Here is a 21,477-nt window from a genome sequence, read left to right as displayed (position 1 = left end):
CCTGCTCCTATTCTGAAATGACGACTTTCATGCCGACGAAAACCATCTTCTTCAATTCTTCCAGTTCGTGGTTCCTCATCCGTATGCACCCCTGGGTTATCATGGTGCCGATGGAGTTCGGATCATGGGTACCATGAATACCTATCCCCGACCACCCCGGGGTTTTCAGGCGGATGAACCAGGGACCGTACGCTCCCGGTGTGGGTCCGTTCCCGTCGCCGAAGTCGCAGGTCCAGGAGGAAGACCTCTGAATCTGCTGGACGGTGAAGACCCCGGTGGGGGTTCTGTTGTCCCCGACGCGCTGCTTCTGCCCTTCGTCGGCCCCGACAGCCACATCGAAGAGTCGCTCCACTTTCCTTCCCCTGTAGAGGTACATACGATAAGAACTCTTGACGACATGAAGCCAGAGCTGGTCGCTCTTCACACCATCCGGCAGGGATGGGGGGGACAGCTGCGGTTCCGGCGCTTGCAGCGGTCTCGACTCTTCAGGTGGTTCGGGCACTACCAGGGGTTCTTCCGGTTCCTGGGTCGGGGGAGATACGGGCGGCATTTCACGGACCGGTGCCGTCAGGTCCCGGTAGTATGTATAGCCCACATAGCCCGTGATAAAGCCGACAATAACCAGAAGGACAAGGCCGGTCAGCTTTGACCAAAGAGAAAATTTTCTTTTTTCGTACAACATAGAGGAGCCTCCTTGCCGCAATGCGCTCAAAAGTCGAAACAGCATAGATTCTACCATGGAACCCTGGAGTGAAAGGGAAAAATGGATACGTAAATTCCCTGATTTTTCTTCTCTTTTCCCTCTACCTGAATCAGCAAATTTTTCAGGCAGAGGAAGTGTCGCCGGGCATACGGTAAATCCCCCCCGGGGGGAGAAGAGATCTCGCTCCGCGCTCTTTGCGGAGAGATCCCCTGGGGGAGGGCGCCTGAGGGGAAAAGAAACCGGCACGGAGGTCCGTTTCACAGGCAGGCAGCCGGCGAACGCAGGGGGCCGCGGAACTCGCCCGGGCAGTTGTCACGAACGACAATCCGCACTTTCCGCCCAAGCGGCCCCCGTGACGCTCCCTCTGGGGTGCGGATTTAGGTTTAGGCCTTTCCCTATTGCATTTCTCGTCTCGAGGCCGTAAACTGCATCAGGTTCGCATCCAATTCATGAGGAGGTAGAGACGTGGAAAACGAGTTCCAGTTCGACCTTGAAAGGTATATTTCCAGGGAACGATTCGACCGCATCAAAAAGTTTGCTGAAGATAAGGAAACACCCTTTCTTGTAATTGACCTTGCAAAGGTCGAACAGAAATACGATGAACTGATCAGCACCCTGCCCTTTGCTAAGATTTACTACGCCGTGAAGGCGAACCCCAACGCTTCCGTCATTCGGATGCTCGTGTCCAAGGGAAGCTGTTTCGACATAGCGTCGGTCTACGAACTGGATCATATCCTCGCCCTCGGGGCCACCCCGGACAAGATCAGCTACGGCAACACTATAAAAAAGGCGAAGGATATCGCCTACGCCTATTCAAAGGGAGTGCGACTCTTCGCCACCGATTCGGAAAGCGATCTGGAAAAGATCGCGAAGAACGCTCCCGACTCGAAAGTTTTCTTCAGGATCCTCACCGACGGAAGCGGAGCCGACTGGCCCCTCTCCAGAAAGTTCGGCGCCCACCCCGATACCATTTACCGGCTCATCCTTCAGGCTCAAAAACTCGGCCTGATGCCCTACGGGATCTCCTTCCACGTTGGCTCCCAGCAGAGGGACATCGGGCAATGGGATCATGCCATCTCCACCTGCAAGTATCTCTTCGATTCCGCGAAGGCAAAGGGAATCGATCTGAAAATGGTGAACCTCGGCGGCGGATTCCCGGCGAACTACATTTCTCCCACGAAGGAGACCTCCGTTTACGGAGCGGAGATCATCCGGTTCCTCACTGAGGACTTCGGAGAAACCCTCCCTGAGATCCTTCTCGAGCCGGGGCGGTTTATGGCAGGGGACGCCGGAATCCTCGTTACGGAGGTGGTGCTCATCTCCAGAAAGTCGGAGGCCAACCAGTACAGCTGGGTGTACCTTGACGCAGGAAAATTCGGAGGTCTCATCGAAACTCTCGACGAGTCCATCAAATACCCCATCTACTCGGAAAAGACAGGGCCCATCCAGGAAACGATCCTGGCAGGCCCCACATGCGACAGCATGGACATTCTGTATGAAAATGAAAAGTACGTCCTCCCCGCTTCTCTGAAGGAAGGAGACCGCCTGTACTTCTTCACCACCGGAGCCTATACGCAGAGCTACTCCTCGGTCTGCTTCAACGGTTTCCCCCCGCTCCGCGCCTACGTGCTTGAAGATTGAAACAGGACATTCTATACTGAATAAAAACCGGTCATCGGAGGGAACAGGTTGAACGGTTCGTCCCCTCCGCTTCTTCCAGAGAAAGGAGAATGCCCAATGGATACCCGCCCGAAACGCTTTAACGAGCTCTGGGTCACGGAAGAACAGAGCCCGGACATGAAGCTGAGCCTTCGCGTCTCAGATGTGCTTCTGAACGTAAAAAGCCCCTACCAGGACATCCTGCTCGTGGACACCGGAGAATACGGACGGATGATGCTCCTCGACGGAGCAATCCAGATCACGGAACGGGATGAATTCTGCTATTCGGAGATGATGGCCCACGTGGCGCTCTCCTCGCACCCTGATCCGAGAAGAGTCCTCATCGTCGGCGGAGGAGACGGAGGCGTCCTGCGGGAAGTTCTTCGCCACAAAAACGTGGAAAAAGCCACCCTGGTGGATATTGACGAGGTAGTCATCAACGCTTCGAAACGGTTTCTCCCCACCATCAGCGTTGCCCTTGAAGACCCCAGGGCAGACGTAAAACCTATGGACGCCATGGAGTACATCAAGGCCGCCAGGGAAGAATTCGACGTCGTCATCGTGGACAGCACTGATCCCGTGGAATTTGCCGTCGGACTCTTCGAATCCCCCTTCTACCGCGATATCCACAACGCCCTGAAAAAGGACGGCATGGTCGTAGCCCAAACAGAATCGCCCTTCACGGACCGGAACGTCGTCCGGGACGCCTTCCGGGAAATGAGTTCCGTCTTCCCCGTCGTCAGGTTGTACTGGGGGGCTATGCCCACCTATCCCAGCGGCATGTGGACCTACACCGTGGGTTCCAAGTCCGCCGACCCGTCGGTGCCCCTTCGCCCCGCCCCTGAAGGAACCAGATATTACACGTCCGATATTCACAGGGCAAGTTTCGTTCTTCCCCCCTTTGTCATAGACTTGCTGAAATAAGTCGCTTAGTTTAAAATGTACAAGTTTGACATTAACATTCAGGAGGGGAATTGAAAGAGATGAGAGTTTTGGTCGCCCTTGGAGGCAACGCCATTCTGCAGAGAGGCCAGAAGGGTACTGCAGCGGAACAGCGGGACAATATACAGAAAACAGTGGACCAGATCGTCAGGATGATCCGGGCGGGCCATGAAGTGGTGGTCACTCACGGCAACGGCCCCCAGGTCGGCGCAATCCTCATCCAGAATGAATTGGGCAGCACTTCGGTTCCTGCCATGCCCATGGATGTCTGCGGAGCGGAAAGCCAGGGGCTCATCGGATACATGTTCTGCCAGAGCTTCCGCAACACCCTTGCCCTAGAAGGCCTTTCCGGCCATGAGCCCGCATGTGTAGTGACCCAGGTTGAGGTCGATCCTGCAGATCCCGCCTTCGCCCACCCGACAAAGCCGGTAGGACCGTTCTACACGGAAGAGGCGGCGAAAAAACGCATGGCTGAAACCGGAGAATTCTGGATTGACGACGCGGGACGCGGATGGAGAAGGGTCGTCCCCTCCCCCGATCCCAAATACATCGTGGAAAAGGACGTCATCAATTCCCTGATCGAAAAGGGGTTCACCGTCATCGCTTCCGGAGGCGGCGGCATTCCCGTTATTCGCAAGGCCGACGGAACGTACCAGGGAGTGGAGGCGGTCATCGACAAGGACCTCGCCGGAGAGCGGCTCGCCGCAGCCGTGAAAGCCGACATCCTGATGATCCTCACCGATGTGCCCAGGGTTGCCATAAACTACAACACCCCGAACCAGAAGTGGCTGGAGAATCTTACGGTAAACGAAATGGAAACCCTTGAAAAAGAAGGGCATTTCAAGGCTGGATCCATGGGGCCGAAGGTAAAGGCAGCCCTTCGTTTTGTCCGCAACGGAGGAAACCGCGCCGTCATCGCGAGTCTCGAGCAGGCCCTCGAGGCAATGGAAGGGTCCGCCGGAACACAGATCCTCAAGGACTGACCAGAGTCTCCTTTTCCCCTAGGCATATACCGAAAACGGCCCTTGAAGGGGCCGTTTTTTTCTGCCCTCACCTTCCGGTGAAGGAAAGAAACGTGTATCATGTTACCCGGTGTTATTCTTCCACACAAGGAGATGGATCATGAAAACCCTCGCCGTCATTCCCGCCAGATTTGCAAGCACTCGGCTCCCCGGGAAACCGCTTCTCCCGGTGGGGGGGGTTCCCCTTGTCGTCAGGGTACTGCGCCGGGTGAAAATGTGTTCCTCCGTGGACAGGATCATCGTCGCGGCAGACGATGACCGGATTGCGGAAGCAGTACGAAATGCCGGCGGAGAATGCATGCTCACGCCTCCGGAACTGCCGAGCGGAGGCGACAGGGTGGCATGGGTCGCAGGAAAAATACCTTCCGATCTCGTCCTCAATGTCCAGGTCGACGATCCCCTTGTAGGACCGGACATGATAGATTCCCTGACCGCAGCCATGGATGATCCTGTCGTCATGCTCGCCCTCCTGTCGAAGCGGATTGAACGGGAGGAAGAAGTTCTCTCACCGAACATTGTCAAAATGGTGTTCGATGCAGGCGGCAGGGCGCTCTACTTCAGCCGGTCCCCCATTCCCTACCCGAGAAGCGGAGACCCTGTATATTACAAGCATATCGGACCCTATTGCTGGCGAAGGGATTTCCTGCTCAAATTCTCCTCCTGGGAACAGACGCCCCTCGAGAAAACGGAAAGCCTGGAAATGCTCCGGGTCCTTGAAAGGGGACATTCCATCGCCTGCGTTCCCGTGGAGCGGGACACCATCGAAATTGACACCCCGGAGGACGCGGAAGCCCTGGAACGATACCTGGAACTCCACCCCGACTGCGGCTTTTAGCTCCTCCAAAAAGCGGGCCCCGGCATTTTCCCGGAGACCCGCTTTTCTTTCCCCGAAGAAGATATCTCAGAGAGCAGCCCCGGCCCCCGCTCGAATCGCGTGGATCATTTTCTCCACAGAAGAGTCATCCATGATGATATTGAGGCCGAACATGACGGCCCGGGCCAGCAGTCCGTCGCTTTGGGCCATGGTCGCAGGAGCATAGGATGGGGTTTTTGTCCCGAACCAGTCCTTCTCCCCCATTGATTCGAGGGCCTTCCAGTGTTTGGCGAAATGCCATGTGTTGTCAGCGATGATGGAGCACCCGCACCCCGCTGAAATGGCGGCATCCCTGAACGTAACGGCTGACTCCGCGGAGGGCAGCATGAAAATCACATGAGACGCCGTGTCCCCCTCACCGTTATGGGTAGGGCGGGGAACAATTCCCGTATCGGAAACGGCATCAAGGATTCTCTTCTTTGTGGAGCGGAGAAGCCCAAGAGCATAGTCCATTTTCTGCAGCGCCACAAGCCCGAGGGCTCCCTGCAGTTCGCTGAGCCGAAAGTTCACTCCAAGCCCCGACTTAGCCTCGGCGCCCCGGTCGTGCTCTTTGCTGTGGACATGCCCGTGGTCATGGTAGCAGTCCATTCTGAAATGGATTTCGTCACTGTCCGTGAACACAATTCCGCCTTCGCCCACCGTGAGAGTCTTGTTTGGATCGAAGCTCCAGGTGCCGCATGTTCCCAGGCTGCCGAGCATCCTTCCCTTGTAGGTGCCGCCGACGACTTCACAGGCATCCTCGATAATCGGGATGCCGTACTTTTTCCCGAGCTCGGTAAACCTCTCCATGTCCGCTGCGGCTCCGAACATGTGGACCGGCATGATAGCCCGGGTTTTTTCGGTGATAAGCCTCTCCGCAGAGGCCGGGTCGAGGCTCAGTGTTTCGTCGATGTCGCCGAGTACCGGAACGGCGTTGCAGGCCACGATCGCCTCGACTGTGGCAATAAAGGCAAAGGGCGACGTGATGACTTCATCCCCCGGCCGAATGCCGATTCCCTTCAGGGCGACGATGAGGGCGGCCGTTCCGTTGGCTACTGCCAGGGCATGGCGGGCTCCGGTGATTTCCACGGCCCTGTTTTCAAACTCCTCCACCCTGTAAATGCCGTTTCGTACTCCGTGAGATCCGTAACGGTGGATCACCTTTCGTTCAATGACATCCTGAACTGCTGCCAGTTCTTCTTTCCCGAAAATTTCCGTTCCTGCCATCGGTCTTCCCCCCGTCGTTTTCTTCCAGAAGTACCTTGCCCTACCGGGAAACGATTCTTTCATAGACTCCCCGGATATACTCCTCTGTGGCCCTCTCCTTCCAGCTGTCGCCGAAACAGCTCTGCCATAGTTTCTCCATGCCGAGGGCCGTTTTCGTCATTTTTCCCACGTCGTCCGCCCCTATTCCGAAGTCTCGCGCTTTCGGGGTCTCCATACCGTTTATCCGGAGAAAGGTGATCGTATCCTCGCAGCCGTCGGGATAGATGTCGCCGAGAGAAAGCATGGCGATGGTTACGGCCACGCTGTGAGGAAGGGTTGGTGCGGAGTTGCTCAGCCCATACGAAATGGCATGGGCAGCCCCGACTCTCCCGCCGATAGTACTGCTTCCTCCGAGAATGGAGGCCATGGCCGACCGTACTGCATTGTCCATCCGGAACTCTTCCACCCCGGACGTCAGGATCCCCTTGGACAGAAAGAGGCCGTCAAGTGCGTCGGAAACGGCATCTCCGGAGCTGGTTGCGCTTTTCATGATCTCATAATGATGGAAGTAGCAGTCCATCAAGGTGAAAAAACGGTTGTATTTCCGGACCCCCGAAGTAAGCCCTGGGTCTATGACAGCCACTGAGGGTGCTGTATAGGGATTGTTGATGCCCAGCTTCTTCTCGGGACCGCGGAGAACCGCGATAGGCGTAATTTCGGCCCCAGTCCCGCTGAGCGTCGGAAGGACCCAGATATCCGCCCCTTTTTTCATATCCAGACCGTATCCCTGGTACACATGGGCTGGTTCTGGATTGGCAAGGCATATGCCCACAGCCTTCGCAAGGTCCATGGTTCCTCCCCCGCCGATTCCCACCACCACATCATGGGATGTTGTCCTGCTTTTCACGATAGAGACGACGGTGTCGACATCTCCCGTCTTGGGTTCCGACGCTGAGGCGTCGAAAAGATACAGGGCTTCCTGCCCGAAAAGGGGCGCGAAAACAGGCTGGTTCCGCAGAACAGAGTCCACCACGAAGAAGGGATTCTTCTTTTCCTTCTCCAGCCTGTGAAGAAGCTCCCCGACTCCTTCGCGGGAACGGATTATTTCTGTCGGAACCTCGGTGCGCCACCAGGGCTGAAGAGAAAGAAAGCCTTCCATGTCCGCCGGTACGTTTTTCATTTCTGTTTCACCCCAAACCTCGAAAGAATTGTCCCACACCGCTGCTTCCCTTTTTCCCCCAACCGTCACTGAAAGAAAGGGAATACATAACAGCGGGAGAAACACGGAGAAAAGTGTACTCCAACTTTTTTCTCAGGTCCAGAGTACTTCAGGCGAAAAGGATTATTTTCATCGGGGATAAACGAGCGCCGGGGTCCGGAAGGAAAGGTGATGTATGGTTTCCCCGCAAACCGCCGCCGCGGGGGGATAGAAAAAAAGGACCCCGGAAAACCGGGGTCCGGATGGGCCTTTTCTGCTACAGCAGCGCGGAAGTGCCTGGGCCCAGGGGGATGCCCAGCAGATACCACACAATGAGCAGTGCGGTGAAGCAGATGAGGTAGGCGATGGTATAGGGCATCTCCAGGGAGATAACTGTTCCGATGCCTATCTTCGTGTCCGGGTCGGAGCGGTACTGCTCAAGAAGCCCGATAATAACCGGCACGTAGTACGACAGGGGGGAGATGATATTGGACGAAGAGTCGCCGATTCGGTACGCCAACTGGGTAAGAGCCGGCGAGAAGCCCACGATGGAGAACATGGGAACGAAGATGGGCGCCAGGATGAGCCATTTGGCCGAACCGCTGGTGATGAACAGGTTGATGAAGGTGCAGAGGAGGATGAACATGATGAGCAGCGGAATGCCGCCGAGGTTCATCCTTTCGAGCCAGTGGGCGCCGTTGACCGCAAGGATGGTGGTAAGTCTGCTGGCGTTGAAGAACTGGACGAAAATGGCTGCGGGAAGAACCACCACCATGAAGCTCAATCCTCCGGCAAGCCCCTTCTGCATGAGCTTTGGCACGTCGTCCATTTTCTTGATGGTCCCGGCGCCGAAGCCGTAGGCGATGCCGATGAAGAAAAACATGAAGAAGAGGATGGCCACTATGCCGCTCAGGAAAGGCGAGCGGGGGACGATGGTTCCGTCATCGGCCCGGAAGAAGGAGCCTTCGGGAAGGGTGAGGTACAGCAGGACGCCGATGACGAGGACCGCCATGAAGGCTGCGAAGCGGAGTCCCCGGTTCTCCTCGGGGGTGACCGCGTGCTTCAGCAGCTCGTCGGAATCCTTGTCGTGGGCGCTATCGCCGAGAACCCGGACGGTGAATTTCTCAGTCACCCACGTGGTGACGAACATGACGACAAGGGTGGCCACAGCCATGAAGTACCAGTTGATAAGGGGGTGGGTCGGTCCGGGAACGTTCATTCCCTGGGCCGCCGACTGGGTGATTCCGGCGAGGAGGGCGTCAGTTCCCGCAATGAAGAAGTTCGCCGTGAAACCTCCTGACGCCGCCGCGAAGCCGGCGATGATGCCGACCCAGGGATTTCGGCCCAGGGCCTTGAAGACTGCGCCGCCGATGACCGGGGTGAAGATGATTCCGGCGTCGGAGGCGAGGTTGGCGTTGATACCCACCAGGGCCAGAACTGCGGTTACCATGTAGGAGGGGGCGCCGAGAATGGTTTTCCGCATCAGGGCGGAAATCATCCCGGACTGCTCCACGAGGCCGATTCCGAGGGTCATGACGATGATCAGGCCAAGGGGTGCGAAATTGACATAGGTTCTAACGAAGCCGGCCATGAACTTCCTCATTTCAGCGAAAGAGAGAAGGTTCAGAACTGTGACGGTGGTTTCCTTCGGAGCTTCTCCGGCCTTCGCCGCCATGTAGGTCACGGAGACTCCGGCCTCGGAAAGATAATAGGACAGTCCGAGGACGATGATCGAAAGATAGACGAAAAGCCAGAAGGGATGAGGGAGCATGTTTCCGACGATCTCGATCCCCTTGATGAATTTCTCGAACAGAGTCCTCTTCTGGGGGGGCACTGTTTCAGCCATGAAATTACCTCCTTTGCAAAATTATGGGGCAGTCTGTCTTTCCTTCATGATTCGTTTGTATATCCCGTTCTCTCCCCACCTCCTTCAGGCTTTCATTTTCCGGCCGCAAGAGAAAGGGCCAGTTCCGCGAAAAGTGCGGGGCCGTAGTCCAGCACTTTTTCATCGATGTCAAAATACTCGTTGTGGTGTCCGGCAGCGATGTCGGTGCCGAGGACGAAATACACCGCTTTGCCTCCCCTTTTCCGGACAGCCCTCATCATCCAGGAAACATCTTCGCTGCCGCCGAGGCTGATGGGGGGGACAAGTCGTTCGATGCCGCCGATAGTCACGGCCTTTTCCCCGACGATCCCGGCCAGCTCTTCGTCGCTCAGGGCATCCACCGCCTCTCCCATCTTCGCCATGGACATTTCCACGCCGTACATGGAGGCAGCTCCGGAAACGATCTCCATCGCCCTGTCGTACACGTAGGAATTCAGATCCATGGTCAGGCCGCGGGTTTCCACTTTCATCACCGCCCTGGAAGGGATAACGTTCCTGCCGCTCCCTGCCTGGAGGACTCCCACATTGATCCTGGTCGCCCCGTCCTTGTGGGGAGGAATTCCGGCAAGGGCTAGGGCGGCGGAGGCCGCCGCGAGCAGGGCGTTCCGGCCTTCATTCGGAGCCCCTCCGGCATGGGCCGCCTTGCCCTTGTAGGTCAGGTCGAACTTGGTGGTGCAGAGAAAATCGCCGCACGCAGGAGAGATGCTCCCGGTGGGAACCCCCATTCCTACATGGGCGCCGAGGAAAAAGTCCACATCATCGAGAAAACCCTTGGCCGCTATGGCTTTCCCTCCCCGGACACCTTCCTCGGCAGGTTGGAAGATGAGCTTGATCACTCCCGTGAGGGAATCCTTTCTTTCCATGAGCAGTTCCGCAAGGGCGAGGCCGATGACGGCATGGGCGTCATGACCGCAGGAATGCATGGCATTATCGTTCATGGAGGAAAAACCCTCCCGGAACGGACGGTGCTTCTCGTCCTGCGCCTCGGACACATCCACGGCGTCGATGTCAAAACGGAACGCAAGGACCGGTCCCGGTTTTCCGGTGTCGAGCAAGGCCACCGCTCCCGTGTAACCGTCCATTTTTTTGATCCACCCGGGATCGGCTCCCTGGGCAAGGGCCCGCTCAACGAAAGGGGCGATTTCCTGGTCGGAGGGGCGTCCCATGACGGAGTCCAGGTCAAGCACGTCCCTGCCCACAAGAACGTCATATCCGAGAGAGTCAAGAATACCCGCTATACGTGCCGTAGTCCGGAATTCCGTCCAGCCTGTTTCGGCATGGGCATGGAAATCTCTTCTGAGATCTGTGTACTTCCGCAGTTTTTCTTCACCAAGAACCGTCATGGTGATCCCCTTTCAGTCTCGTTTCGCCGCAAGAAAATCAAGAGCGCAGGCGGCAAGGATTTCCACGCCGAGGGGAATAGCCTTCTCGTCGGGAAGGAACCGGTTGTTGTGCAGAGGAGCCATGTCTTCCTTCGCCACTCCCTCGGGCCTGCATCCCAGCCACATGAACTGGGCCGGGATCTTCCGGCTGAAAAAGGCGAAATCCTCTCCCCCGAGGGCGGGCTTCTCCACCCGAACAATCTTCTCCTCACCGATTATCTCCGAGAGCGTGGAAAAAACAAGCCTCGTCAGGGCCGGATCGTTCATGAGCGGGGGGTACCCCTTCACGTACTCCATTTCGCAGTCTCCTCCCATTCCCCGGGCCACGCCCGCAGCGATGGATTCTATGCGGGAGGGCATCTTTCCCTGGGTTTCGGGGCTGATCGTCCTGACCGTCCCCTCGAGGACGACTTCATCAGCGATGACGTTATATCTGTTGCCTCCCCGGATGGTCCCGATGGACACCACGGCGGCATCGAGGGGGCTGACGTTTCTCGACACAACAGTCTGGAGGGCTGTGATCACCTGGGCGGCGATGGCGATGGCGTCCACACCGTTTTCCGGCTCGGATCCGTGAGCTCCCTTTCCCTTCACGGTGAGGAAGAGTCTGTCGGAAGCCCCCATAAGCGGACCTTCTTTCGTCCCCACTGTTCCCGTCACAAGGGAGGGCCATACATGCATGCCGAAGATCGCATCCACAGCCGGGTTTTCCAGGACTCCCGCGGAAATCATGCCGGGGGCCCCTCCCGTGGGGTTTGCCTCCTCGGCGGGCTGGAAAATGAACTTGACAGTCCCGCGGATGCGTTCTTTCAACTCGGAGAGGACGAGGGCGGCGCCGAGAAGCGATGCTGTGTGCACATCATGGCCGCAGGCGTGCATTACTCCTTTTTTTGAGGAAGCGCAGGGGTGACCTGTTTTTTCCTCCATAGGAAGGGCGTCCATGTCAGCCCGGAGCGCTACGCAGGGACCATCCTCCGCTCCCTTGAGGATGCCGACAACTCCGTTTCCTCCTAAACCAGCGATCACATCCATGCCCGTCTCCCGGAGGACCCCGGCCACGAGAGCGGCGGTTCCGCTTTCCTGGTTACTGAGCTCAGGCTCCCGGTGAATCCGGCAGCGCAGGTCAAGTATTCTTTCCAAATAACGGGCGACGACAGGTTTTAACTGCTGATTCATGACAGTTCCTCCAAAAGAATGATTTTCAGGTGCAGTCTCCCCGAGAAGGAACATCGGGAGAAAGAAAAGGGATGAGGATCGATGAGAAAAAACGCAGGCTCTTGGTCCGCTTGGCCGCCGGGGCTGCCGTTGATGGCGGCGGTTGCTGCCGCTCAGTTGGAAAATAAAGTAACATAAGGACGGTACGTTTTCAACACCTGTCTCCTAAATCCGCACCCCGGCGGGAGCGTCACCGATACTCCCTTGGGCGGGGGATGCAGATTGTCGTGCGTGACAACTGCCCGGTCGACCACCGCGGCTCCCTGCGTTCGCCGGCTGCCTGCCAGTGAAACCGACATCCGTGTCGGTTTCTCTCCCCTCAGGCGCCCTCCCCAGGGGATTCATCAGCAAAGAGCGCAGAGCGAGATCCTTTTCGCCCCCGGGGAGGGCGAATTCACCCTATGCCCGGCGACAACTCTCTCTGGCTGAAAAGCCTGCGGATTTAGGGGAATGCCGCCATCTTTCCATTGTGCCTGTCCCTTTATGGCCCCCAGGAAAAGAAAAAGGCCCGGAAGAGAACGGATTTCTCTTTCGGGCCCCGCTGTCAGTTTCCGTTGCGCTTGAGCACTTCCTGCCAGGTGACAAAGGAGTGGTAATATTCCATGTCCCCGTCGTCAAGCCCTCTCGTTATTTCCGTTATATGAGTCTGTTTTGCGCCTATCTGTTCCAGAACGTAGTCCACTGCAACCTGAGGTTTGCTTTCTTCGCCGCAGGTATAAATATCGAGGGCCATGTACCCCACTTCGGGCCATGTATGGATGGAGAGATGGGATTCGCTGATTACCACGACGCCGCTCACGCCATCGGGGGGAAAACGGTGAAAAGAAACTGACCACACTTGGGTTTTGGCCCTTTTCGCCGCTTCCACCAGAATTTCCTGCAGCCTGTCAACCTGAGAAATGACAGGTCCGCACCCTGAAGCCTCCACTATGAAATGAAACCCCTGCGGTGCCATTTTCCCCCTCCTCTTCCAGGCAGATATTTTTTTCCAAGGGAAGAAAAAGGCCGGCCGATAATCTCACCGGCCGGCCTGATCATCAAAACAATGGCGGCGGCGATGCCGCCATCCTGCAACTTCCCCGTTCCCGCCTGTTTTATCAAAATTCGGCAGAGGTGGTAACCTCTGCACTGCTCCGACGAGCATCCGTATTTGAATTCCTGAGGAATTATATCATAAATGCACAGGGTTGGAAGACTGCGGGGCGGTCCCCTAAATCCGCACCCCGGCGGGGAGCGTCACGGGGACTACTTGGGCAGGGGGTGCAGATTGTCGTTCGTGACAACTGCCCGGGCGAGTCCCGCGGCTCCCTGAGTTCGCCTGTTGTCTGCCTGTGAAACCGACGTCCGTGCCGGTTTCTTTTCCCCTCAGGCGCCCTCCCCCCGGGGGATTCATCAGCAAAAAGCGCGGAGCGAGATCTCTTCGCCCCTGGGGAGGGCGAATTCACCGTATGCCCGGCGACACTCCCTCTGCCTGAAAGATTAGCGGATTTAGGGGTCCGTTCCGCTGCATCGCCGGGGATTGTCCTTCAGTCTGGAGTATGCCGGGCATCTTCCTGATTCCGATGAAGACGCCCGACATTGAAATGCCGGGCGTCTCCATCGGAATCTTTATGCTCTACCTGTTTCTTTGTCCTTGGTGGAGCTAAGGGGATTCGAACCCCTGACCTCTTGAATGCCATTCAAGCGCTCTCCCAGCTGAGCTATAGCCCCTTACGCACAACGGGAGTATTATAAGGAGCCTCGCCGATTCTGTCAACCCGACCGGAATGAAAAATAAACAGAGAAAAAATCAGCCGGCCAGTGACTGCCCTTTTTTCTCTATCACCTCGAGCAGAAGGATATAGGCTTTTTCAAAAGCATCCAGCCCCTCTTCGAGCAGCCTGTCGGTCACTTCATCGAGGGAGATGCCGAGGGCTGCAAGCTTATCGAGTCTGCGTTTCATCCCTTCCCTGTCTGACGTGACGGTCAGGCCGACGGTCCCTCCGGCGAGAAAGGCCTCAAGGGTCGCGGGCGGAATTGTGTTGACGGTATGGGGGCCGATGAGGGAATCCACGTACATGGTCGGCGAATAGTCAGGATTCTTTGTTCCCGTGCTTGCCCAGAGAAGCCGCTGAACCTGGGCTCCCTTTTCTTCAAGAGAGCGCCAGCGGGGGCCGGACAAGATGATCTCAAAGTCCATGTAGGCTGCCCGTGCGTTGTCCACGGCAATTTTGCCGGCGAGGGCTCCTCCTGTGTCTTTGGAAGCGAGAAGCTTGTCCACTGCCGTATCCACACGACTCACGAAAAGTGAAGCTACGGAGGCAATGCCCGAAAGCGGCTTTCCCTCCGATGCCCGATCCTCAAGGCCTGCAATGAAAGCCTCAGCCACTTCACGATACTGCCGTACCGAAAAAATGAGCGTAGCGTTCACGTTGATGCCCAGGGCAATGCAGCGGCGGATCGCCTTCATGCCCTCCGGGGTCGCCGGAATCTTGATCATGACGTTTTTCTTTTCCGTGAGCCGGGCAAGGGTCTGCGCCTCCGACACCGTTCCTTCCGCGTCGTGGGCGAGAAGAGGGCTGACTTCAAGGCTTACGAAACCATCCTTGCCGCCGCTCCCGGCGTATATCGGGAAGAACCGGTCGGCAGCCTCCCGAACGTCGGCCACGGTAAGAGATGTATAGATTTCTTCCCTGTTTTTTCCCTGCCTTACCATGGAAAGAATGTCCCCGTCATAATCGGAGGTCTTTCCTATGGCATTCTCAAATATGGAGGGATTGGTCGTCACTCCCCGCACACCTTCTTCGATCATTTTGTCCAGCCTGCCGGAACGAAGAAGATCCCTGCTGAGAAAGTCGCACCAGATGCTCTGCCCGAGGGCAAGCGCTCTGAAAATCGAATTGTCCTTTGTCATGTTGAAAAAATCCTCTCCTCTTCAGATATGAGCCTGAACCATCCCGAGTTCGGCACCACCTTGCCGAAATTGAATCATCGGGGCCCGGTGCCGGTGAAAACAGGAAGATCCGGCCTGAATTCCGCCGCCGCTGCACGGAGATCCGCTTCCGTCGCATCTGGGAAAAAGGCCCTCCACCCCCTGTTCTTCATGGGAAACAGGACCCCGGTGCCTTTCGCGGCCGGCATGAGGATCATTTCTTCCATTTCGCTCCAGGGAAGAACCTCCGTCCTCCCTCTCCCCCAGAAAAGGGTCTGCCGTACAAATCCCTTGTCTGACAGGGTGATTTTCTTGTCATATCCAGCCACGTAGACACAGGCGGATCCCACCAGGAGGTACGGAATAAAGGCCGACAGGCCGCCTCCTGAAAGGAAGCGGCGAAGCCCGTCGGATAGAAGAAAGAAACCTGCCAGCAGACCGGCACCCCTCAACCACCGGGGGAAAGGGAGCCCGCTGCCCGAAAAAACCTTCGTGCTGATCAATCCCCTGAAACCTCCCCGGACTCGCCCTTTTCAACCCAGGGCACTCCGATGCCGAACCTGGTCATGAGAAGCGCCACGAGAGGGTTGATATAGTTGAGAAAGGCATAGGGCAGGTAGGAAAGGGTGGGCACGCCGAGAACGCCGCTGTTGTATGCTCCGCATGTATTCCAGGGGACGAGGACCGACGTGAGGGTTCCTGAATCTTCGAGAGTACGGGAAAGCAGTTTCGGGTCCAGTCCTTTACCGTCCTTTCGAAATTCCTCAAATGCAGGCCGGAACATTCTTCCCGGCATGACCAGGGCGAGGTACTGGTCCCCGAGGAACATGTTGGTGAACACGCAGGAGGAAATAACCGCCCCCACGAGGCCGAACACGGTCTTCACCCTTTCCATGAGCCGCTCGAGGAGCACCTCGAGGAAACCGCAGGTCTCCATGATGCCGCCCAGAACAAGGGCTACCAGGATGAGGGCCACTGTTTCAAGCATGCCCGTCAGGCCGCCCCGGGCGAGAAGGTCGTTCAGCATGGAGGCCACTTCCTTTACGGTATCGAAACTTTCCGGCTGGAAAACGACGGCCCCCCTGAGAAGTTCATTTACGGCTCCTATGTCTGCAGACTCGGCCACCTGGCTGAAAAGGACCGGAGTATATCCCGAGTGAAGCGCTCCAAGCACATCGCCGAGGCCGACTCCATGGAAGAGGGACATGCCCGAGGCGAGCAGCATTCCGGCAGTTATACCGGGCAGGGCGGGAACTCTCAGCGCCACAAGAACGAGCACGAGGAGGGGAGGAAGGAACCCGATCTTGGATATGACAAACTCGGCGGACATCATCTGCTGGATGACGGATATCCTTGAATTGTCGAGCTCGGCACCGCTGTAGCTTCCACCCATGTAGGCGGCAATTCCCGCCACGATCAGAAGAGTGGGCCCGGTAGTCCACATCATGGCCCGGATATGGCTGAAAAGATCGCTTCCGGCCACTGCCGGGGCGAGGTTCGTAGTGTCAGACAGGGGGGACATCTTGTCGCCGAAATAGGCCCCGGAGATGACAAATCCTGCCGTTACGGGAGCAGGAACGCCAAGGCCGGCGCCTATCCCCATAAGGGCGATGCCCACGGTGCCGCTGGTGCTCCAGGAGCTGCCGGTGGAGAGGGACACGATCGAGCATATGAGGAGGGACGCCAGGAGGAAGTACTGGGGAGAAAGGAGGTTCAGCCCGTAATAGATGAGGGTGGGAACGACTCCGCTCTGGATCCAGGCTCCGATGAGTCCACCTATGGTCATGAGGATCAGGACGGCCTGAAGGGCAACGGTGATGCCGTTGATCATCCCTTCCTCCACGTCACGCCATTTCCTCCCGATGAAGAACACTCCGACAAGAGCGGTGAAGACCGCCGCTATGAAAAGGGGCACATGGGCCGAGAGAGCCAGCCCGAAGGCGGCGCCTGACTCGAATTTGATGTCCAGAACTCCGTAGCTTATGATAAGAGCATCGACAGCGAGAACAAAGAGGGCTTCGCCGAAGCGGGGTTTTCTTCCCCTTTCAATCTCCATACAAATCCATCCTTTCCGTATCCCAGAAATTTCGCCTCTATCCGGTCGGGCGTTTTTTCATTATAGAGAGAGATATTTCATCTGTCCATTAAGTACATTGCCTGGAGGGAAAGAAAAAAGGGTGCAGCAGAAGCCGCACCCCCGAAAACATGTCGGAAATTAACGTACCGGAAAACGTCCCAGGATGTCAGGACTGGAAACGACAGGAAACCGCCCGGCGAGAGAAGCGGCCTCTTCGGAGAGGACGGATTGCTCAAGATCGGCGGTGACGAGTTTTTTCGCTTCAGCGAACGTGAGAGAACGGGGCTCTTTTCGTTCCAGCACTTCGAAAATGCAGAAGCCGTCGCCGGCTTCCACAGGCCCGAGGACCGTATTGAGAGGGACAGAGAATACGAGTCTGTCCAGGCTTGCCGGAAGCGTTCCCTCTTCAACCCACCGGGCATCGCCTCCTGACGGGAATGAGGCGGGATCCTCGCTGAAACGCCCGGCCACGGAAAAGAAATCCTCGCCGGAGAGAAGGGCAAGAAGGGCCGACCGTCCTTTTTCCTCGGATGTGACGAAAATATGCCTGATCCTCGCGCTGCCTTTACGAACATATTTTTTTCGGTTCTTTTCATACGCAGCTTTCAGTTCTTTTTCACCGAAGGCAAGCCGGGGTGCGAGAGAGGCGATATAGGCATTTGCCAGAAGGTTGATCTGGTTCCACCGTATCTGGGCGGCTATTCTCGGGTCAAGGTGGAGTCCCTTGAGAACAGCCCCCCTGGAAAAGAGAAGAGCCATGGAAACCCTGCCGAGAAATCCATTAAGTTCCTCGTCCGTCATTTCTTTCGCCGCAAGCGCGGCAAGGGCATCGTTTCCTCCGAATTCGAGGCCCAGAAGGTAAAGGATCTCTTCCGCCGACACTTTTTCGTCCCCAACCGCGAGGACTGTTTCTGCCGCCCCTGCCGCAGAAGCCGCTGCCAGAAGAACAAGAAGAGTACAGAATGCGTTCCGGATCCGCCGTTTCATTATGAACCTCCATATCAGAAGGTGTCCTTTCATGAACGGCCGCCGGAGGGGCGACCAGGATACGGCACGGGGATGTACTGAACTGACGGCCGTGCTGAAGAGGACTGGGGATAGAGGCTCATGAGATTGCTGAAAAAATCGTGTTCGTTCGGTACCACCGGCAGTCCGAGAGTTGCCGCTTCATCCACCGTGATCGGATAATCATGGGTCCAGCGCCCCTCGGTGAGTGCGGTTGCCAGCTCCATTCCCTTCTCCTCTCCAAGGCGGTCGGATACCAGTTCATATACGAGGTCCCGCGTCTGCCGAAGAGCTTTCCTGCTCACGTCAGCCAGGATGAGGGTTTCGTCGTCCACGTCGTTTACAGCTTTGCTCTCCACGGCTTTCAGAATTGAGGCCGCCGGGAATTTGCCGATCTGGGGGTCCACCGGCCCAAGGACGGCGTGCCTGTCCATGAGGATCTCATCCGCCGCCAGGGCGATAAGGGTTCCCCCGGACATGGCGTAGTGGGGAACAACCACCGTCACTTTTGACGGATGACGCTTCAGCGCCCTGGCGATCTGCTCCGCTGCCAGAAGGAGCCCGCCGGGGGTGTGGATGATAATGTCGATCGGTGTCTCATCAGATGTGAGACGAATAGCCCTCAGTATTTCCTCCGAATCTTCGATGTTGATGAAGTTCCGGGAAAACATGCCCCAGAAGCCCATGGTCTCCTGACGGTGGATAAGAGTGATGATCCGAGTCCCGCGCCTTTTTTCGCAGTTCCGTATGGCGGCCACCCTGCGCCACTGGAGCTGCTGCTGCTTCAGCTGGGGAAAGATAATGAAAATGAGGAGAAAGTACAGCCAGAAAAATGACCCGTCCATTGGGATCCTCCTTCCGCCCGAAGGGGAAAAGTTGTTTTTCTATTTTGAAGCCGTTTCCGCGAGATCGGGTTTTCTGCACGCGACGGAACGGAAACGCACTTCACCGCCGTCAAGAAATGCCTCGATGCATTCTCCACCGGTGCTTCCCTTCCCAAGCAGGAAATCGGCCAGCCTGTCCTCAATGAGCGTCTGGATGATCCGCCGGAGAGGGCGGGCCCCATATTTCGGCTGGTACCCCTTTTCCAGGATAAAGGAACGGACTTCATCACCTACAGAGAGGACGATGCCCCTGGAGGAAAGCCTGGAGACTAATTCTTCGACCATGATAGCCACTATGGCCATCATACTCTCCCTGTTCAGGGGCCGGAAGACGATCATTTCATCGAGGCGGTTTATAAATTCCGGCCTGAAGGTCCTGTTGACCTCGTCCATGATCGCCGCCTTGAGTTTGCTCCAGTCGAAGGGGTCTTTCTCGTCTCCCCCCGAAAAGCCGAGGGTAGACCCCTTGGCCGCTTCCCTCGCCCCCACGTTGCTTGTCATGAGGATGACTGTATTTCGGAAATCCACCGTTCTCCCCTGACCGTCGGTCAGCCGTCCATCTTCCAGAATCTGGAGCAGGATGTTGAAAATATCGGGATGGGCCTTTTCGATCTCGTCAAAGAGCACCACCGAGTAGGGTCTCCGGCGGACCGCTTCGGTGAGCTTGCCCCCCTCTTCATAGCCTACATATCCCGGAGGGGCCCCGATGAGTTTGGACACCTCATGCTTTTCCATGAATTCACTCATGTCAAGGCGGATCATGGTATCTTCCGAACCGAAAAGGAATTCCGCAAGACGCCTTGCGAGTTCCGTCTTTCCGACTCCCGTCGGGCCAAGAAGAAGGAAGCTGCCGATGGGCCGCCTTGGGTCTTTCAGTCCGCTCCTTGCGCGACGAATAGCCCTGGCGACGGAAACCACCGCATCATTCTGGCCGACAAGCCGTTTCTCAATTTCCTCTTCCATCCTGAGGAGCCGCTCCGATTCCTCTCCGGTGAGCTGAAAGACGGGAATTCCCGTCCACTCGGCCACAACATCCGCAATGTCCTCGCCCGTAACAATAGGCTGGTAGGAGTTTCTGCGGGAACGCCACTTCCGCCGTTCTTCCTCCAGATCCTCCGAAAGCCTCCGCTCATCGTCCCTGAGCCGGGCAGCTTTTTCGAACTCCTGGGAATCGACGGCACCCTCCTTTTCCCTCCTGATTTCCTCAAGCTTCTTCTCCATCTCTTTCAAGGAGTCAGGAGTCTCCATGGCGTTGATCCTCGCCCTGGCGGCCGCCTCGTCAATGAGGTCGATCCCCTTGTCCGGGAGATGGCGGTCGGTGATATACCTGGCTGAAAGACGCGCCGCAGCCTCAAGGGCATCATCCCGGATCTTCGCCCTGTGGTGGGATTCGTACCGGTCACGGAGTCCTTCCAGGATGAGAATGGAGTCGTCCACGCTCGGTTCGTGGACATGAACGGGCTGAAACCTCCTCTCCAGGGCAGCGTCCTTTTCTATGTGCTTTCGGTATTCGTCCAGGGTGGTAGCGCCGATAACCTGGAATTCTCCCCGGGAAAGGCTCGGCTTGAGAATGTTGGCGGCATCAACGGCCCCTTCGGCCCCGCCCGCTCCGACAATGGTGTGGATCTCGTCGATGAAGAGGATGACGTCCCTGGCCTCGGAAAGTTCCTTCACCAGTTTTCTCATGCGTTCCTCGAACTCTCCCCGGTATTTGGTTCCCGCCACAAGGTTCCCCATATTGAGCTGCATGACCTTTTTGTCCCTGAGAATTTCCGGAATGTCCCCCTCGGCAATCTTCTGGGCAAGCCCTTCCACGATGGCCGTCTTCCCCACGCCCGGGTCGCCTATGAGAACAGGGTTGTTTTTCGTCCTCCTCGAGAGAATCTGGATGATTCTCCTGATCTCCTTGGTTCTCCCTATGACGGGATCCAGCTCGCCGTTCCTGCTTTTTTCGCTCAGGTCAAGGGCAAGCTGGTCAAGAGTCGGGGTCTTCGTCCGGCCCTTTTTCCGGCCCGTCTCGACCGAGGGTTCCGCTCCCCGGTCACCTTCGCTGTCGGTCCCTCCGAGGAACCGCTGGATTTCCCTGACCAGCTGGGCGTGATCAACACCTACAGACTGGAGCGTCTGGGCGGCCATGCCCTCGCCTTCGGCCAGAATACCCAGAAGGATATGCTCCGTCCCGACATAGTTGACGCCCATATTCCGGGCTTCCCTGATGGAAAGATCGAGCACCCTCTTTGCCCTCGGGCTGAGAGGAAGATCCACCGGTTTGAGGATGGGGTGAGACTTGCCCACCGAATCCTCAAGCCGGCGCTTCATCTCGTGAAGATTGATCCCGAGAGACTCCATGGCCTGCACAGCCACTCCTTCCCCTTCGGCAAGGATGCCGAGAAGGATATGTTCCGTCCCAATGACGTCATGCCCGAGGCGAAGAGCCTCTCTGTGGGCAAGCTGAACCACTTTTTTGCCTCTCTCAGTGAAAAACTGCCACATGAATGATCATCCCTTTTTCTTTTCCCGTCAGGGAGTTTCTCC

General features: G+C 57.0%; 17 protein-coding genes and 1 tRNA gene. 4 read left to right on the top strand and 14 right to left on the bottom strand.

The genetic code is table 11. The annotated features are described in order from the left end of the window. Positions 1-7 precede the first annotated feature (7 nt). Positions 8-682 carry a L,D-transpeptidase family protein gene (locus JMJ95_RS08190; protein WP_290684393.1) on the bottom strand — a complete coding sequence of 225 codons (675 nt, stop codon included), beginning with the start codon at positions 680-682 and terminating at the stop codon, positions 8-10. Positions 683-1,168: 486 nt separating this feature from the next. Here JMJ95_RS08190 and JMJ95_RS08185 point away from each other — a divergent pair, with 486 nt between their 5' ends. From JMJ95_RS08185 to kdsB, 4 genes are all read left to right on the top strand, one after another. After that, positions 1,169-2,344: a type III PLP-dependent enzyme gene (locus JMJ95_RS08185; RefSeq protein WP_290684391.1), complete on the top strand. Its 1,176-nt coding sequence runs from the start codon at positions 1,169-1,171 to the stop codon at positions 2,342-2,344. A gap of 96 nt (positions 2,345-2,440) precedes the next feature. After that, positions 2,441-3,286, top strand: coding sequence for a polyamine aminopropyltransferase (gene speE, locus JMJ95_RS08180; protein ID WP_290684389.1), 846 nt, complete (start codon positions 2,441-2,443; stop codon positions 3,284-3,286). A gap of 59 nt (positions 3,287-3,345) precedes the next feature. Then, entirely contained in the window at positions 3,346-4,287 is a 942-nt protein-coding gene (gene arcC / locus JMJ95_RS08175; RefSeq protein ID WP_290684387.1) for a carbamate kinase, read from the top strand. A 139-nt stretch (positions 4,288-4,426) separates the two neighbouring features. Continuing rightward, a complete protein-coding gene (gene kdsB, locus JMJ95_RS08170) occupies positions 4,427-5,161 on the top strand; it encodes a 3-deoxy-manno-octulosonate cytidylyltransferase (protein ID WP_290684386.1) in 735 nt (244 codons plus the stop codon). Positions 5,162-5,227: 66 nt separating this feature from the next. Here kdsB and JMJ95_RS08165 read toward each other — a convergent pair whose 3' ends face one another. The 13 genes from JMJ95_RS08165 to JMJ95_RS08105 all read right to left on the bottom strand — a co-directional run bounded on the left by JMJ95_RS08165 (position 5,228) and on the right by JMJ95_RS08105 (position 21,435). Continuing rightward, positions 5,228-6,406, bottom strand: coding sequence for a DegT/DnrJ/EryC1/StrS aminotransferase family protein (locus JMJ95_RS08165; RefSeq protein ID WP_290684385.1), 1,179 nt, complete (start codon positions 6,404-6,406; stop codon positions 5,228-5,230). Positions 6,407-6,446: 40 nt separating this feature from the next. Further along, positions 6,447-7,565, bottom strand: coding sequence for an iron-containing alcohol dehydrogenase (locus JMJ95_RS08160; RefSeq protein WP_290684383.1), 1,119 nt, complete (start codon positions 7,563-7,565; stop codon positions 6,447-6,449). Positions 7,566-7,860: 295 nt separating this feature from the next. Then, positions 7,861-9,429 (bottom strand): AbgT family transporter, encoded by a 1,569-nt coding sequence (locus JMJ95_RS08155; protein ID WP_290684381.1) that lies wholly within the window; start codon positions 9,427-9,429, stop codon positions 7,861-7,863. Positions 9,430-9,521: 92 nt separating this feature from the next. Continuing rightward, a complete protein-coding gene (locus JMJ95_RS08150; RefSeq protein ID WP_290684379.1) occupies positions 9,522-10,811 on the bottom strand; it encodes an amidohydrolase in 1,290 nt (429 codons plus the stop codon). Between the two features lie 12 nt (positions 10,812-10,823). Then, positions 10,824-12,026, bottom strand: coding sequence for a M20 family metallopeptidase (locus JMJ95_RS08145; RefSeq protein WP_290684377.1), 1,203 nt, complete (start codon positions 12,024-12,026; stop codon positions 10,824-10,826). Between the two features lie 583 nt (positions 12,027-12,609). Continuing rightward, the gene (speD, locus tag JMJ95_RS08140) at positions 12,610-13,020 is read right to left on the bottom strand and encodes an adenosylmethionine decarboxylase (protein ID WP_290684375.1); all 411 of its coding nucleotides are present in this window, start codon (positions 13,018-13,020) and stop codon (positions 12,610-12,612) included. Positions 13,021-13,699: 679 nt separating this feature from the next. Continuing rightward, positions 13,700-13,775 (bottom strand) — tRNA-Ala (locus JMJ95_RS08135). Positions 13,776-13,854: 79 nt separating this feature from the next. Next, on the bottom strand, positions 13,855-14,958 hold the full coding sequence (gene tal / locus JMJ95_RS08130; protein WP_290684373.1) for a transaldolase: 1,104 nt from the start codon (positions 14,956-14,958) through the stop codon (positions 13,855-13,857). A gap of 74 nt (positions 14,959-15,032) precedes the next feature. Then, the gene (locus JMJ95_RS08125) at positions 15,033-15,479 is read right to left on the bottom strand and encodes a hypothetical protein (RefSeq protein WP_290684372.1); all 447 of its coding nucleotides are present in this window, start codon (positions 15,477-15,479) and stop codon (positions 15,033-15,035) included. Then, positions 15,476-17,032, bottom strand: coding sequence for a Na+/H+ antiporter NhaC (gene nhaC / locus JMJ95_RS08120; protein ID WP_290684370.1), 1,557 nt, complete (start codon positions 17,030-17,032; stop codon positions 15,476-15,478). The genes JMJ95_RS08125 and nhaC overlap by 4 nt, the downstream gene beginning before the upstream one ends. A 159-nt stretch (positions 17,033-17,191) precedes the next feature. Continuing rightward, positions 17,192-18,040 carry a peptidylprolyl isomerase gene (locus JMJ95_RS08115; protein ID WP_290684369.1) on the bottom strand — a complete coding sequence of 283 codons (849 nt, stop codon included), beginning with the start codon at positions 18,038-18,040 and terminating at the stop codon, positions 17,192-17,194. Between the two features lie 29 nt (positions 18,041-18,069). Then, positions 18,070-18,903, bottom strand: coding sequence for an ATP-dependent Clp protease proteolytic subunit (locus JMJ95_RS08110; RefSeq protein WP_290684367.1), 834 nt, complete (start codon positions 18,901-18,903; stop codon positions 18,070-18,072). Between the two features lie 39 nt (positions 18,904-18,942). Beyond that, positions 18,943-21,435, bottom strand: a complete 2,493-nt coding sequence (locus JMJ95_RS08105; RefSeq protein WP_290684365.1) for an ATP-dependent Clp protease ATP-binding subunit — start codon at positions 21,433-21,435, stop codon at positions 18,943-18,945. Between the last annotated feature and the right edge of the window lie 42 nt (positions 21,436-21,477).

This window comes from Aminivibrio sp., from assembly GCF_016756745.1.
In the GTDB taxonomy this organism is placed as follows: Bacteria; Synergistota; Synergistia; order Synergistales; family Aminobacteriaceae; genus Aminivibrio.
Note: the sequence above shows the minus strand (reverse complement) of the source record. Positions and strands in the feature narration are given on the sequence as shown.

What these genes read in the sequence shown, in the direction of transcription:
- JMJ95_RS08190 (WP_290684393.1), bottom strand. Translation starts at nt 682, where the DNA reads ATGTTGTACGAAAAAAGAAAATTTTCTCTTTGGTCAAAGCTGACCGGC.
- speE (WP_290684389.1), top strand. Translation starts at nt 2,441, where the DNA reads ATGGATACCCGCCCGAAACGCTTTAACGAGCTCTGGGTCACGGAAGAA.
- arcC (WP_290684387.1), top strand. Translation starts at nt 3,346, where the DNA reads ATGAGAGTTTTGGTCGCCCTTGGAGGCAACGCCATTCTGCAGAGAGGC.
- kdsB (WP_290684386.1), top strand. Translation starts at nt 4,427, where the DNA reads ATGAAAACCCTCGCCGTCATTCCCGCCAGATTTGCAAGCACTCGGCTC.
- JMJ95_RS08165 (WP_290684385.1), bottom strand. Translation starts at nt 6,406, where the DNA reads ATGGCAGGAACGGAAATTTTCGGGAAAGAAGAACTGGCAGCAGTTCAG.
- JMJ95_RS08160 (WP_290684383.1), bottom strand. Translation starts at nt 7,565, where the DNA reads ATGAAAAACGTACCGGCGGACATGGAAGGCTTTCTTTCTCTTCAGCCC.
- JMJ95_RS08155 (WP_290684381.1), bottom strand. Translation starts at nt 9,429, where the DNA reads ATGGCTGAAACAGTGCCCCCCCAGAAGAGGACTCTGTTCGAGAAATTC.
- JMJ95_RS08150 (WP_290684379.1), bottom strand. Translation starts at nt 10,811, where the DNA reads ATGACGGTTCTTGGTGAAGAAAAACTGCGGAAGTACACAGATCTCAGA.
- JMJ95_RS08145 (WP_290684377.1), bottom strand. Translation starts at nt 12,026, where the DNA reads ATGAATCAGCAGTTAAAACCTGTCGTCGCCCGTTATTTGGAAAGAATA.
- speD (WP_290684375.1), bottom strand. Translation starts at nt 13,020, where the DNA reads ATGGCACCGCAGGGGTTTCATTTCATAGTGGAGGCTTCAGGGTGCGGA.
- tal (WP_290684373.1), bottom strand. Translation starts at nt 14,958, where the DNA reads ATGACAAAGGACAATTCGATTTTCAGAGCGCTTGCCCTCGGGCAGAGC.
- nhaC (WP_290684370.1), bottom strand. Translation starts at nt 17,032, where the DNA reads ATGGAGATTGAAAGGGGAAGAAAACCCCGCTTCGGCGAAGCCCTCTTT.
- JMJ95_RS08115 (WP_290684369.1), bottom strand. Translation starts at nt 18,040, where the DNA reads ATGAAACGGCGGATCCGGAACGCATTCTGTACTCTTCTTGTTCTTCTG.
- JMJ95_RS08110 (WP_290684367.1), bottom strand. Translation starts at nt 18,903, where the DNA reads ATGGACGGGTCATTTTTCTGGCTGTACTTTCTCCTCATTTTCATTATC.
- JMJ95_RS08105 (WP_290684365.1), bottom strand. Translation starts at nt 21,435, where the DNA reads ATGTGGCAGTTTTTCACTGAGAGAGGCAAAAAAGTGGTTCAGCTTGCC.